The sequence below is a fragment of the Bradyrhizobium sp. Gha genome (assembly GCF_900113735.1).
GTDB lineage: Bacteria > Pseudomonadota > Alphaproteobacteria > Rhizobiales > Xanthobacteraceae > Bradyrhizobium.
Genome location: NZ_FOQM01000035.1, coordinates 34,106 through 47,079 on the forward strand (window position 1 = coordinate 34,106; position 12,974 = coordinate 47,079).

A 12,974-nucleotide genomic window follows, 5' to 3' on the forward strand; every position below is an offset into this window, starting at 1 on the left:
TACGATGACGACTCCAATTCTTGAACTGCGCAACGTCAACAAGTCCTTCGGGCCAATCGACGTCCTGCATGATATCTCGCTCAAGGTTCATGCCGGCGAAGTGCTTTGCCTTCTGGGTGACAACGGTGCGGGAAAATCGACGCTCATCAAGACAATGGCCGGCCTGTTCCGACCGAGCTCAGGCAGTGTGCTGATGGACGGCAAGCCGGTCGAGTTCAACGGCCCGCGCGAAGCGCAGGAGATGGGCATCTCGACGGTTCACCAGTTCGGTGGGACCTTCCCGCTGATGTCCATCGGCCGTTCGTTCTTTGTCGGTGTCGAGCCGACCAGAGGCTTCGGACCGTTCAAAATCTACGACCGGAAGAAGGCCAATCAGATTGCGGTCAAGGCGGTCCAGGAATTCGGCATCACCCGGATCGACGACGGTGATCGACTGGTCGGCGGCCTGTCAGGCGGCGAGCGACAGTCTCTGGCAATTGCCCGGGCCGTGCACTTCGGTGCCCGTGTGCTGATCCTCGATGAACCAACAGCGGCGCTTGGTGTCAAGGAAGCGGCTCACGTGTTGCGGATCGTACTCGAAGCTCGGCGGCGCGGACTGGCCGTAATCTTCATCACCCATCAGGTCATGCATGCGATGACAGTGGGCGATCATTTCGCTGTGCTGATCCGGGGAGCGCTCGCCGCCGATTTCAAGAAGGGCGAAAAGACGCGCGAAGAGATCACCGATCTTATGGCGGGCGGTGAAGCGATGGCCGAGCTTGAGGCCGAGATCGAAAGCCATCTGAAGAGCCACGAAGGGTATTCTCCCGCGGCCTGAAGGCCGACAACTGCCCCGGCCGGTCACGGCCGGGGCCTTTCTTAACGGTCGTCTGAAGTACCCGGAGCAACTCTCATGAAAATCGCCCTTGATCCTTTCATGCACCGCCACCTGAGCCTCGAGCAACTACCCGTCAAGGTGAAGGAGCTTGGTTACGACTGGATCGAACTTTCTCCACGCGGGGATTTCCTCGAATGGTTCAAGGCGCCGCGCGTGTTCCCGGATCGTATCAAAACGTTCAAGCGCGCGCTGAAGAACGCGGGCGTCGGCGTCGCATCGCTTCTGCCGATGTATCGCTGGGCCTCCAACGACGAGGCCGAACGTCAGGCTGCAGTCAAGCATTGGAAGCGTGCCATCCAGATCGCGGTCGAGATGGAGGTTGATGTGATGAATTCCGAGTTCGGGCGCGGTCCGCATCCGGACAAGGGGTCGTGCTACTGCTGCCATACGGGCAGCATGATCGAAACCTGCGAGGATGCGTGGTGGCGCTCGGTGGAAGAACTGGTGCCGATGTTCGAAAAGGAAGGCATCACCCTGCATGTCGAACCGCACCCCGAAGATTGGTGCGAGACTCTGCAGCCCGCCGTGGACATCATTCGAACCGTAAATTCGAAGAACGTCAAGTTTCTCTATTGCGCGCCGCATACTTTCTACTTCGGCGACGATACCAAGGCCATGCTGCGCGAATGCGCCGATGTGCTGGCCCACGTTCATGTCGGCGATACGTTCAACCACAAGGCCAGTTCGGGGCTGCGCTACATCCTCAATCCGCCGGGTACGCAGGCTCGGGTTCACCAGCACCTCAACATCGGCCAAGGCGAAGTGCCGTGGGACGACTTCTTCGGGACGCTCGCGGAGGTCGGCTTCGACGGGATCATGACCGCCTGCGTCTTCGCGTGGGAAGACAGGGCAGACGAGAGCGGCAAGTTCATGCGGCAAGAGATGCAGCGTTACGTCGACAAGTACTGGAAGAAATAGCCGAAAGAGGCCGCAATAGTCCGCGTGAACTAGCGCGCGCGACTTCAACAAGAACCTTGCGTGCGCGGCCGGACTTCCCGCTGCACGGCGGAGTTTTGTCAACCAAACCCGGCCAAAGCCGCAGGAGAAAAAAGAATGCTAAATGGCGAGAAACTCATAAGTCGGCCCCTGCGCTGGGGCATGGTCGGCGGCGGCCGCACCGGGCAGGTGGGATACAAGCACCGAACCGGTGCCCTGCGCGACGGCACATACCAGCTGGTGTGCGGCGCCTTTGATCTCGATGCGGCGCGCGGTCGCGATTTCGGCGTGAGCCTGGGCCTCGAGGCGGGTCGTTGCTATGCCGACTACAAGGAACTGATCGCGAAGGAAACGGCGCGCGAGGACGGCGTTGAGGCCGTCACGATCGCCACGCCGAACTTCTCCCACTACGAAATCACCAAGGCGTGTCTCGATGCCGGGCTGCATGTGATCTGCGAAAAGCCGCTGTTCTTCACGGTGGCCGAATGCGAGGAGATCGAGAAGCTTGCCGAGAAAGAGGGCCTGATTGTCGGCGTGACCTACGGCTACACAGGTCACCCGCTGGTGCATCAGATGGCAGCGATGGTCGCCAAGGGCACGCTGGGCGAGATCCGCATCGTGGACCTGCAATACACGCACGGTTTCAACGCGAGCGACGACGCAGGCGCGCCCGAAGCCGTGAAGTGGCGCACCAATCCCCTGACCGCCGGGCCGACCTTCGTGCTGGGCGATATCGGCACGCATCTCTACTACCTTTCCGAAATCGTGTTGCCGCATCTCAAAGTCGAAAAGCTGCTGTGCGATCGCAAGGCCTTCATTCCGAGTCGTGCGCCGCTCGAGGACCACGCCACCGTACTCATGCACTATGACAACGGCGCGCGCGGCCGCCTTTGGGTGTCGTCTGTGAACGCGGGCAATATGGGATCGCAGCGTTGCCGCTTCGTTGGCTCCAAGGCCTCGGTCGAATGGTCCGACAGCCATCCCGATCAGCTGCTCTATGACGTGCAGGGCGAACCGAACCGCATCCTGCATCACGGCATGCCCTATCTCGAAGAAGAAGGCCTTGCCATCGATCGCATGGGTGCGCTGCATACCGAAGGTCTCGGCGATAGCTGGTCGAACATCTACCTGTGGATCGCGCAGGCGATCGACGCGAAGAAACGCGGCGACGAAGCCTTCCTGAAGGGGCATCATTACCCGGGGATCAAGGCCGGTACCGAAGGTGTTCGCTGGCTGGAAAATTGCGTCCGTTCGGCTGATGCCGGCTCGGCCTGGGTTGAATTCAAGTAGCTTCTGCCGCTCCGTTGGACGGGATCAACATGAAACTGTCTATCTGCACTGACGTGATGGGCGACCTTTCCTTCACCGATATGCTCGATAAATGCGTCAAGCTCGGCGTCGAGGGCATCGAAATGACCGGCGGAGGTTGGTCCCGCGCGCCGCATTTCAGGGCCGACGAGCTTCTTGCCGATAAGGCGCTGCTCAAGAGCAGGCTGAAGGAGATCAAGGCGCGCGGCCTCGAAATCGCGGCGCTCAACTGCTCGGCCAACCCTCTCGATCCCGGCGAAATAGGCAAACGTCACCGCAAGGAGATGAGGGACACCATCCAGCTTGCCGGTGAAGTCGGCGTCAGCACGATCGTGGCGATGTCGGGTCTGCCCGAAGCGGCACCCGGGGATATGGTCCCCAACTGGCTGGTTTATACCAAGAGCTGGCCCGACGAGATGCCGGAGCGCGACCGCTATCAGTGGGAAGAGCGGGCTTTTCCGTTGTGGCGCGATCTGGTGAGGCTGGCTGACGAGGTGGGCGTCGAAAAATATGCGATCGAGAACTTCTCGGCGATGCTGGTGTGGAATCCCGAGACCCTGTTTCGCCTCCGCAAGGAAGTCGGCCCCAAAGTGGGCATGAACCTCGATCCGTCGCACCTGATGTGGATGGGGGCAGATCCAATCGCATCCGCTCGCGCGCTGGGCAAAGCGATTCATCATTGCCACGGCAAGGACGCCCGTATCGAGCGCGGGCTCGCTGACGTGAACGGCCTTCTCGAATTGAAGGAGGTCACCGACTTTGCGAACCGCAGTTGGAATTACGTTGCCGTCGGCGCGGGCCGTGATTTGCAGTGGTGGAAGGAGTTCTTCTCGGTCGTTCGCATGTGCGGCTACAATGGCTGGGTGAGCCTCGAGATGGAAGATTTCACCATGTCCACCGAGGCAGGCATCCGGTCCTCCATCGAGGCATTGCAGGCCACCATCAGCCGTTGATTCCAGCCCCCGGTCATGCGCGGCGTGGCCCTGTTCGCTTGAGGACGAGATGACTGCTCCGATCACCATAACTACCGCGCCCTGTTGCTGGGGCGTCGATGACGTGAAGAATCCACATCTGCCCCACTGGGAAAAAGTGCTGGACGAGGCGCGGGCCGCCGGCTTCGGCGGGCTGGAGCTTGGGCCTTACGGCTACCTGCCGCTCGACCTTGATCTTGTTTCGGCGGCGCTAGAAAAGCGCGGGTTGAGGATTGTCGCCGGTACGATCTTCGATGATCTGGTTTCGCCTGCAAACCGCGACAACCTCCTGCGCCAGACCGACGAAATCTGCGCGCTGATAACGCAACTGCCGAAGCCCATTGCGCATGCCGGGCAGCGCTTCGCCGCGCCCTATCTGACCGTCATGGACTGGGGCCATAGCGAGCGCGACTATGCCGCGGGGCATTCGGACCGCGCCTCTCGCCTTGGAGGTGCCGCATGGGAGGGGATGGTCGACAACATCCGTGCTATCGCCGCGTTGGCCCGTGACAAATATGGTGTGCGCGCCACCATCCACCCACATGCCGGCGGCCATATCGAATTTGCCGACGAGCTGGAGCGTATCGTAAACGATATTCCCGCCGACCTGGCCGGTCTTTGCCTCGACACCGGGCATATGGCCTATTCCGGCATGGACCCGGTTGCCACCCTGCGCCGCTACTGGGATCGCGTTGATTACATCCATTTCAAGGACATTGACGTCAAGGTCTACCAAGAAGTGATGCGCGAGCGCATCCGCTTCTTCGATGCCTGCGCCAAGGGGGTCATGTGTCCGATCGGGCGCGGCTCGATCGATTATCCGGCGATCCATTCGTTTCTCACCGAATTGGGCTATGGTGGCTACATCACCATCGAACAGGAACGTGACCCGCGTAACACGGGCAGCATCCTGGATGACCTGGCGGCCAGCCGGACCTTTTTGGCGCGGACTGGCTTCTGAGAGGCGGGGAGACCTGAAATGAAATCGTTAGACGTGATCACCATTGGCCGGTCCTCGGTCGATCTGTATGGAGCCCAGGTTGGTGGTCGCCTCGAGGATATGGGGTCGTTCAACAAATATATCGGCGGTTCTCCGACCAATATCGCCTGCGGGGCGGCACGGCTCGGCTTGAAATCCGGCCTGATTACGCGCGTAGGCGACGAGCATATGGGCCGATTCATCCGCGAACAACTCGTACGCGAAGGTGTGGATGTCAGGGGGGTCGTGACCGACCCCGAACGGCTGACAGCGCTCGTGCTTCTCGGCATCCGCGATGAGGAGCACTTCCCGCTGATCTTCTATCGCGAGAACTGCGCCGACATGGCGCTCAGCGAGGACGACATCCATGAAGACTATATCGCCTCGGCGCGCGCACTCGTTGTGACGGGCACGCATTTGAGCAACCCTCGAACCGAGGCCGCGGTCTTGAAGGCGCTGGCGCTCGCCCGCAAGAACGGGCTGCGGACCGCGCTCGACATCGACTATCGCCCGAACTTGTGGGGCGTGGCCGGTCACGGCGAAGGCGAAAGCCGCTTCGTTGAAAGCAGGAAGGTTACGGCAAAGCTGCAGTCGACGCTGCATCTGTTCGATCTGATCGTCGGCACGGAAGAGGAGTTCCACATTGCTGGCGGCGCGACCAATACGCTTGAAGCGTTGCGCGCGGTACGCCAGGTTTCCGGCGCCACGCTCATATGCAAGCGCGGTGCTGCGGGCGCGGCGGCTTACGTGGGCGCTATCCCGGGCAGACTGGACGACGGGCAAACCGGTCCTGGTTTCCCGATCGAGGTCTTCAACGTGCTGGGGGCAGGCGACGGCTTCTTCGCCGGCCTGTTGAAGGGTTGGCTGGAGGACGCTGACTGGCCGACGGCGCTGAAATATGCCAACGCCTGCGGTGCGTTTGCGGTCTCGCGCCACGGATGCACGCCGGCCTATCCATCGCTGGAAGAACTGAACTTCTTCCTTGAACGCGGAATCAAGCGGCCCGATTTGCGGAACGATCGCGAGCTCGAACAGATTCACTGGTCGACAAACCGCCATCGCAATCATGCAGGTGACTGGTCGGAGTGCCGGGTCTTCGCCTTCGACCACCGTGTGCAGCTTGAGGAAATGGCCGGCTACACACTCGCAAAGGGCGCCGCATTCAAGGAGCTATGCCTGAAGGCCGCTCTGCAAGTTCAGGCCGGACGGCCTGGTTATGGCATCCTGTGCGACAACCGCATTAGCCGGCGCGCTCTGCACGCGGCCGCGGGCACAGGCCTATGGATCGGACGGCCCTGCGAATGGCCGGGATCGCGGCCGCTCGCGCTCGAACCGGAACTGGGGAGCGACTGCGGTGGGCTGGATGCATGGGCGCGCGAGAATGTCGTCAAAGTCTTGTGCTTCTGCCATCCGAAAGACGACGCAGTCACGCGCGCGAGCCAGGAAGCGACGGTGAAGCGCCTTTTCGAGGCGGCACGACGCAACGATCTGGAATTTCTGCTGGAGATCATTCCGTCCAAAGTAGGAGCGGTTGACGACGAGACCACGGCGACCCTGATCCAGCAATTCTACGACATCGGCGTCTTTCCCGACTGGTGGAAGCTCGAGCCAATGAAAACTGCCGCCGCTTGGGCAAATTCCATTTCCGCGATCGAGAACAACGACCGTCACACGCGCGGCATCCTGGTGCTCGGACTCGATGCGCCGGAGACGGAATTGGCAGCGAGCTTCGAGGTCGCCGCCGGCTTTGATCTGGTCAAGGGCTTTGCCGTGGGCCGGACAATCTTCGGCGATGTGGCGCGGGGTTGGATGAGGGCCGAGGTAGAAGACGATGCGGCCGTTGCCGAGATGGCGAAACGCTATCAACGCCTGTGCTCGATCTGGGATGAGGCGAGGGCGGCCGCACGGGAGAAGGGGGCATGACAAGGACAATTCGGCTGACGCCCGCGCAGGCGCTGGTACGTTGGCTTTCGGTACAGATGACTGAAGAGGATGAGCGCTTCATCGAAGGCGTCTGGGCCATCTTCGGGCATGGCAACGTCGCCGGGCTGGGCGAGGCGTTGCACGGTATCGGCAAGGCGTTGCCCACATGGCGCGGACAGAACGAACAGACGATGGCCCATGCTGCTATCGCCTATGCCAAGACGAAAAGGCGTAGGCGCGCCCACGCAGTGACCTCTTCCATCGGGCCGGGGGCCACGAACCTGATTACGGCCGCTGCGCTTGCGCACGTCAACCGGCTGCCCGTGCTGTTCATCCCCGGCGATGTCTTTGCCAACCGCCGGCCCGATCCGGTGTTGCAGCAGATCGAGGATTTCGATGACGGCACGGTGAGCGCCAATGATGCCTTCCGCCCCGTCGTTCGCTATTTCGATCGCATCGCCCGGCCGGAGCATTTGCTGACCGCGCTGCCGCGCGCGCTCTCCGTGATGACCGATCCGGCAAATTGCGGGCCGGTGTGCCTCGGCTTCTGCCAAGACGTGCAGGCAGAGGCCTATGACTACCCGGAGAGCTTCTTCGAGCCCAGAGTGTGGCGTATCCGCCGTCCTGAACCCGACCCGCGCGAGGTCGAAGATGTCGCGACCATGATCCGGGCGGCCCAGCACCCGGTGATCATATCGGGTGGGGGCGTGCTCTATTCCGGGGCTGAAGACGTCCTTGCTGCATTTGCGGAACGGCACAACATCCCCTTCGTGGAGACCCAGGCCGGCAAGGGCGCAAACACGTGGGAAAACGCCTTCAATTTCGGCTCGCCCGGTGTTACCGGCTCGGAATGTGCCAATCGCTTGTGCGAGAAATCCGATCTCGTGATCGGCGTCGGCACGCGTTTTCAGGATTTCACCACCGGTTCCTGGGCGTTGTTCAAGAACGACCGGCGAAGGCTCGTCTCCATCAATCTGCATGGCTATGACGCCACCAAGCATGGTGCGACGCCGGTTGTCGGCGATGCGAAGGTGACGCTCGAAAAGCTGTCAGCCCTGTTGAAGGATTACAAAGTCCCGGCCTTCGATGCGCAATCGCGCAGCGATTGGCACGAGACGGTGAAAAAGGTGACAGCCGCGCCGGAGGTCGATTCGACCAATTATCTCCCCACCGACGCTCAGGTGATCGGTGCCGTCCAACGGGTCGCCACCAAGGAAACAATAGTAATGTGCGCCGCCGGCACCATGCCGGGCGCCCTTCAAGTGTTGTGGCAGTCGGCGAAAGGCGGATACCACATGGAATATGGCTATTCCTGCATGGGCTATGAAGTTGCGGGTGCCATGGGCATCAAGCTCGCGGCGCCCGAGAAGGAGGTCATCTGTTTCGTCGGCGATGGCTCCTACATGATGGCGAATTCCGAATTGACCACGGCCGTCATGCGGCGCGTGCCCTTCACGATCGTGCTGACCGACAATCGTGGCTATGGCTGTATCAACCGCCTGCAGGTCGAGTGCGGCGGAGCGGAGTTCAACAATTTGTATGAGGATTCCAACGTTGAGGTGCAGCCCGCGATCGATTTCGTGAACCATGCCCGGTCCATGGGCGCACATGCGGAGAAGGCGGCCAGCATCGCCGATCTGGAAGCAAAAATCGTTGCTGCGCGCGGGCGCAATACGCCAACCGTCATCGCGATTGACACTGATCCAGTGCCGGGGACCGGTGCCGGTGGGCACTGGTGGGATGTCGCCGTGCCGCAGGCCGGTGGACCCGAGCGTCTTGAACGGGCGCGTGAACGCTATAACCGCAACCTCGCAAGACAGCGTGCTTTCGGCTGATCGGTGTGGGCGAACCCGGAGGAGGGCGAATGAACAATCTGTTGCGCAGGCCCTTTGGCACTCATGGCAAGGTCCATGAGATCACCCCAGTCAGCGCCGGCTGGCGCTATGTTGGTTTTTCACTCTACCGGCTGCGCGCGGGGGAACGCGCGGCCGAAGAGACTGGCGACCGCGAAGTCATTCTGGTGATGGTCGAGGGCAGGGCTGCCATGACCGCGGCCGGCCAGGATTGGGACGTGCTTGGCGAACGGATGAATGTGTTCGAGAGGACCCCACCGCATTGCCTCTATGTGCCGAATGCCGAGAGATGGGAGGCCGTGGCCGAGACCGACTGTACCATTGCCGTCTGCTCCGCCCCCGGACGGGGTGGACACAAGGCGCGCCGGGTAGGGCCCGATGGCATCATGCTTACCGAGCGCGGTAGGGGCACCAATACGCGCTACATCAACAATATCGCCATGGAGAATGCGGATTATTGCGACTCGCTCCTCGTGACCGAAGTCTTTACGCCCGCCGGGCACTGGTCGAGCTATCCCTCCCATCGTCATGACGAAGACGACTACCCCCGCATAACTTATCTGGAAGAGACTTATTTCCACCGGATCAATCCCGGAAGCGGTTTTGGCATTCAGCGCGTCTACACCGACGATCTGCAACTGAACGAGACCATGGCCGTGCATGACGGCGACGTAGTCCTGGTGCCGCGCGGACACCATCCGTGCGGCGCGCCCTACGGATTCGAGATGTACTATCTCAACGTTATGGCAGGCCCTCTGCGCAAATGGCGTTTTGTTCCAAGCGCTGCCGTCGAGTGGATATTGAAACGGGATGCCTGAGAAAAGTACGGGCGGCTCGCATCGATCTTGAAAGTAACGCTGTCTCACGCGACTCGTCCGCGTGGCGCTATTTGGAAATGGCTCCTAAGCTATTGATATTGCTAACGCGTGTTTTGACCGTTTTTTTCCAAACGCGCGCTGAAATCATTGAATAATCAAACAGATTTTGATTCCGCCATTCGGGTCCTGATCCGTTGCGCTCAAAAGGACAGTCAAGCCCTTGAGTTCATTACCTACAGAAGGCCGGTAGGCGCGGGTCCTTGGGGTGCGTTTGGAAACCGCTGCTAACTCTCCGCACAACCGTCCACTGCCACGCTCCTCAGGCGGTCAGCTCAAAGTCATGCTGCTTGTTGAATTCGTTGTTGCTCCTCGCCGGCAGTGTTTGGCTCCAATCGGACTTGGGTAACGGCTCTTCGGCTAGCCCCGGGACCGAGCCAATTGATCAGAGGCTTATTCTCCTTTAGCGAGTTACCAAGGGCGGAAAACACGACGGTACTCATAGCTTGTTGTTGGCTGCGCAGGTGGTCTTCAACCAGCTTGTGCCAGTGACATAGCCTGCGTTCACGCCGGGGATAGAATGGTTCATGAGGAGCTTAGCATCGAATTCGGAAACGCCGGCAGCGGTGGCAATCGTCCGGAATGTTTAGGTCATTGCCCCATTTTGACAAGACCTCTCGATCCTCCTTTGTTTCCGCTAAGTGTCCTGAGGCGCTCTCAGTAGGGAACAGCCATTTTTGCGTCTGAGACGGATGCATTTGCCGGCCGAACCGAAGCACTCGAATGAGACTCAGGACCATTTGCCGAGATAGCGGTATGTCGAACGCTCGCTTACTGCCCCCCTTGGGCTTTGGGATGTGGAGCGTACGCCGTCGAAAATTGATGTGTTCGGGTCTGGCCTGCTGCAAGGCGGTGGGTCTGGATCCGCACAGCAATGTTAAAAGATGGAATTCGCGCCGGATTGGATTTTCTAGATTGGTCAGCTCGAGAAACCATCCTTTCAAATCGCCGGTGCCCATACCAGTATTCCTGCGCTCTTCCTGATTCCAATCGACAGCATCCGCGGGGTTGTCACGCGGCAGCGATCGATTGGTCTTCCTCGCGTGATCGTAGATGGCCCGCAGCGTCCGCATGCTGCCATTCGCGATGTACGGACCGTTCTCCTTAGTAAGCTGATCATGCTTTTTGGCGACGCGAGCGGGATCATTCGCTAGATCCAGCAAAGGGGTCTTAAGCCATTCCGAAAAGAGACGTTCAACGTGATCGCGATACCCGCTGATCGTTTTCTCGCTACGGCCTTTTCGGATTAAGTGGGCTTCCAGGTAGCGTTGCCAAGCCTGCTCGAGGGTAGCGCCCCCTTCAGCACCATTTCCATCAGTCGCGGCTTGTTCGGAGTTTCCGTTCTGCTTCGCTTTCGGGTGCTGTCCCTTGCTGATCTGAGCAAGATATTCCTTGGCAATCGCGCGCGCTGCCCTGGTCGTCAACTCGCTGGCGTCACCAATCGATACTCGGATAGAGGAGGCCCGCTTTCCTCGTTCTCTGAGATCACCTTGAACGGTGAAGGTCCTTTTTCGCTTCCCGACAACCACGAAGAAGCCTTTCAACTCGGTGTCGCGAGCCAGATACCAGCCAACTTCTGGAATCGGCAGCTGAGCGATGGCTTTATCGCTGAGAGCTATGCGAATGTCGGTCATGAGGGTCGACGTAAACTGCTAAAACGGTTTTCAAACGGCTTTGGCGAACTGAGGTGTTTGAAGGTCAGGGTTCGCTGAGCTGCGAAGCTATGCGACAAGCCTCTATAAATAAAAGACCTTCCTCGACTTCATCGTAGTGCGGCGCAGATTCGGAAATCGCAGAGAGGCGCCGGTTTTGAACTCTTAATCAGCGGGTCCCAGGTTCGAGCCCTGGTGCGCCCACCAAGCACATTCAAGTGCTTGGAAGGTTTGTTCCTCAGAACGGACCCTTCGGTTGGGAAATTGGCTTTATCCGTTCCGAATCTCTGCCGGTCATAAAGCTTGCATTGATGAGCGTGGTCCTCGTCTCTGTACTCTCGTGCCGTGAGATACATCGCGCTGGCCATCTCATTCTGATGGCGTCAGCCTTGCCGTGAGCAGCGCCGCGATGGCCAACGCGCCGGCCACGCCGAACACGCAGGCCATCCACCCGAACGAGTCGAACAGTCGGCCGAGGACGGCGGTTCCGACCACACCTCCAAGAAAGTAGCAGGCGAGATAGGTGCCGCTCGCGATCCCCCGGTTCTTAGCCGCCGCTTGACCGACGAAACCGGTCGCAGCGGCCTGGGCAAAGAACGTCCCGACGCCGACCAGGACCATTCCAGTCAGAACCTGAGGCAGACGAGACGTCAGCATCAGAGGAAGGCCCACTGCGGCAACGCCGAGGCCGATCCAGACGGTCATGCGGCTGCCGAGCCAAACGGCGACCTTCCCGGCGATCAGTGTCGTCAGAATCGACGGCAGAAAGACGAAGTAGACAAAGCCAAGGTCCATCATGCCAAGCGACAGAGGCGGTCGCACCAGAACGAAGTTCACGAACGTGAAGGTGCCGATAAAGGCGAACAGAATGCAGAAACCGATGCCAAACGCTGCGCGCAGCCGCGGCGTTCGCCAATGCTCCAGCGCAGCGCGAATTGGTGATTCGTTTGCGGTCACGGCCTGCATGGGTCGCGCGCGGTGTATGGAGAAGTAGACCAACGCAGCGCCGGCGAGGTTTAGGGCCGCGAAGAAATAGAAGTTCCAGGCAAGGCCGAGACTGTCGGCGAGCGCGGCCGAGATCAGTCGGCCAATCAGATTGCTGGCCACGTTACCCGTGATGTAGGCGGCAAATGCTCCGCCGGCGTCCATCGCGCTGCACTGCTCACCGAGGTAGGCAAGCGTCAGGGTGAAGGCCGAAGCCATGAACAGACCCTGCGCGACGCGCAGGATCATGAAAACGGTGATACCAGGGGCTATCGCAAGCAGACTTGTGGGTATCGCCAGGAGCGTGAGGCTGAGAAGGATGCCGACCCGTCGATCGATATGGGGGCTGAAGAAGCCTACGACGAGACTTGAGATTGCCATGCCAAACGTGCTGGCGTTGACCGCAAATCCCATCGCGGCGGGGGTCACGCCATAGTGCCGCGTAAGAGACGGGAGAATCGCCTGCGTTGCGAACAGGTCGACGACGGTCAGGAATGCGGTCAGTCCGATCAGAAGTGATCGAAACGCAACGCCTGGCGAATGCTCGTGCATCTCGGCCGCAATCGGCTCCATGCTCGTGGACAGATCGGTCATTGCGTGACGTCTCCTCATTTCG

Annotated in this window: 9 protein-coding genes and 1 pseudogene; 8 read left to right on the forward strand and 2 right to left on the reverse strand. The window is 60.2% G+C overall.

Annotation, left to right across the window (positions count from 1 at the left end):
* Positions 1–4: 4 nt before the first annotated feature.
* The 8 genes from BM222_RS31130 to iolB all read left to right on the forward strand — a co-directional run bounded on the left by BM222_RS31130 (position 5) and on the right by iolB (position 9,665).
* On the forward strand, positions 5–817 hold the full coding sequence (locus BM222_RS31130) for an ATP-binding cassette domain-containing protein (protein WP_092237058.1): 813 nt from the start codon (positions 5–7) through the stop codon (positions 815–817).
* A gap of 75 nt (positions 818–892) precedes the next feature.
* A complete protein-coding gene (locus tag BM222_RS31135) occupies positions 893–1,795 on the forward strand; it encodes a sugar phosphate isomerase/epimerase family protein (RefSeq protein WP_092236942.1) in 903 nt (300 codons plus the stop codon).
* Positions 1,796–1,930: 135 nt separating this feature from the next.
* Complete coding sequence (locus BM222_RS31140) at positions 1,931–3,103, forward strand: Gfo/Idh/MocA family protein (RefSeq protein WP_092236945.1); 1,173 nt, start codon at positions 1,931–1,933, stop codon at positions 3,101–3,103.
* A gap of 29 nt (positions 3,104–3,132) precedes the next feature.
* Positions 3,133–4,074, forward strand: coding sequence for a sugar phosphate isomerase/epimerase family protein (locus BM222_RS31145; RefSeq protein WP_092237061.1), 942 nt, complete (start codon positions 3,133–3,135; stop codon positions 4,072–4,074).
* 49 nt (positions 4,075–4,123) lie between these two features.
* Positions 4,124–5,053, forward strand: coding sequence for a TIM barrel protein (locus tag BM222_RS31150; protein WP_092236948.1), 930 nt, complete (start codon positions 4,124–4,126; stop codon positions 5,051–5,053).
* Between the two features lie 18 nt (positions 5,054–5,071).
* Positions 5,072–6,994, forward strand: a complete 1,923-nt coding sequence (locus tag BM222_RS31155; protein WP_092236951.1) for a bifunctional 5-dehydro-2-deoxygluconokinase/5-dehydro-2-deoxyphosphogluconate aldolase — start codon at positions 5,072–5,074, stop codon at positions 6,992–6,994.
* Positions 6,991–8,829 (forward strand): 3D-(3,5/4)-trihydroxycyclohexane-1,2-dione acylhydrolase (decyclizing), encoded by a 1,839-nt coding sequence (iolD, locus tag BM222_RS31160; RefSeq protein WP_092236953.1) that lies wholly within the window; start codon positions 6,991–6,993, stop codon positions 8,827–8,829. Before BM222_RS31155 ends, iolD begins: the two co-directional genes overlap by 4 nt.
* Positions 8,830–8,858: 29 nt before the next feature.
* The gene (iolB, locus tag BM222_RS31165; RefSeq protein WP_092236956.1) at positions 8,859–9,665 is read left to right on the forward strand and encodes a 5-deoxy-glucuronate isomerase; all 807 of its coding nucleotides are present in this window, start codon (positions 8,859–8,861) and stop codon (positions 9,663–9,665) included.
* A gap of 338 nt (positions 9,666–10,003) precedes the next feature.
* Here the strand turns inward: iolB and BM222_RS31170 are convergent.
* Positions 10,004–11,356, reverse strand: a pseudogene (locus BM222_RS31170) (integrase arm-type DNA-binding domain-containing protein).
* Between the two features lie 387 nt (positions 11,357–11,743).
* On the reverse strand, positions 11,744–12,952 hold the full coding sequence (locus tag BM222_RS31175; RefSeq protein WP_092236959.1) for an MFS transporter: 1,209 nt from the start codon (positions 12,950–12,952) through the stop codon (positions 11,744–11,746).
* Between the last annotated feature and the right edge of the window lie 22 nt (positions 12,953–12,974).

What these genes read in the sequence shown, in the direction of transcription:
- BM222_RS31130 (WP_092237058.1), top strand. Translation starts at nt 5, where the DNA reads ATGACGACTCCAATTCTTGAACTGCGCAACGTCAACAAGTCCTTCGGG.
- BM222_RS31175 (WP_092236959.1), bottom strand. Translation starts at nt 12,952, where the DNA reads ATGACCGATCTGTCCACGAGCATGGAGCCGATTGCGGCCGAGATGCAC.
- BM222_RS31140 (WP_092236945.1), top strand. Translation starts at nt 1,931, where the DNA reads ATGCTAAATGGCGAGAAACTCATAAGTCGGCCCCTGCGCTGGGGCATG.
- BM222_RS31150 (WP_092236948.1), top strand. Translation starts at nt 4,124, where the DNA reads ATGACTGCTCCGATCACCATAACTACCGCGCCCTGTTGCTGGGGCGTC.
- iolB (WP_092236956.1), top strand. Translation starts at nt 8,859, where the DNA reads ATGAACAATCTGTTGCGCAGGCCCTTTGGCACTCATGGCAAGGTCCAT.
- BM222_RS31155 (WP_092236951.1), top strand. Translation starts at nt 5,072, where the DNA reads ATGAAATCGTTAGACGTGATCACCATTGGCCGGTCCTCGGTCGATCTG.
- BM222_RS31135 (WP_092236942.1), top strand. Translation starts at nt 893, where the DNA reads ATGAAAATCGCCCTTGATCCTTTCATGCACCGCCACCTGAGCCTCGAG.
- BM222_RS31145 (WP_092237061.1), top strand. Translation starts at nt 3,133, where the DNA reads ATGAAACTGTCTATCTGCACTGACGTGATGGGCGACCTTTCCTTCACC.
- iolD (WP_092236953.1), top strand. Translation starts at nt 6,991, where the DNA reads ATGACAAGGACAATTCGGCTGACGCCCGCGCAGGCGCTGGTACGTTGG.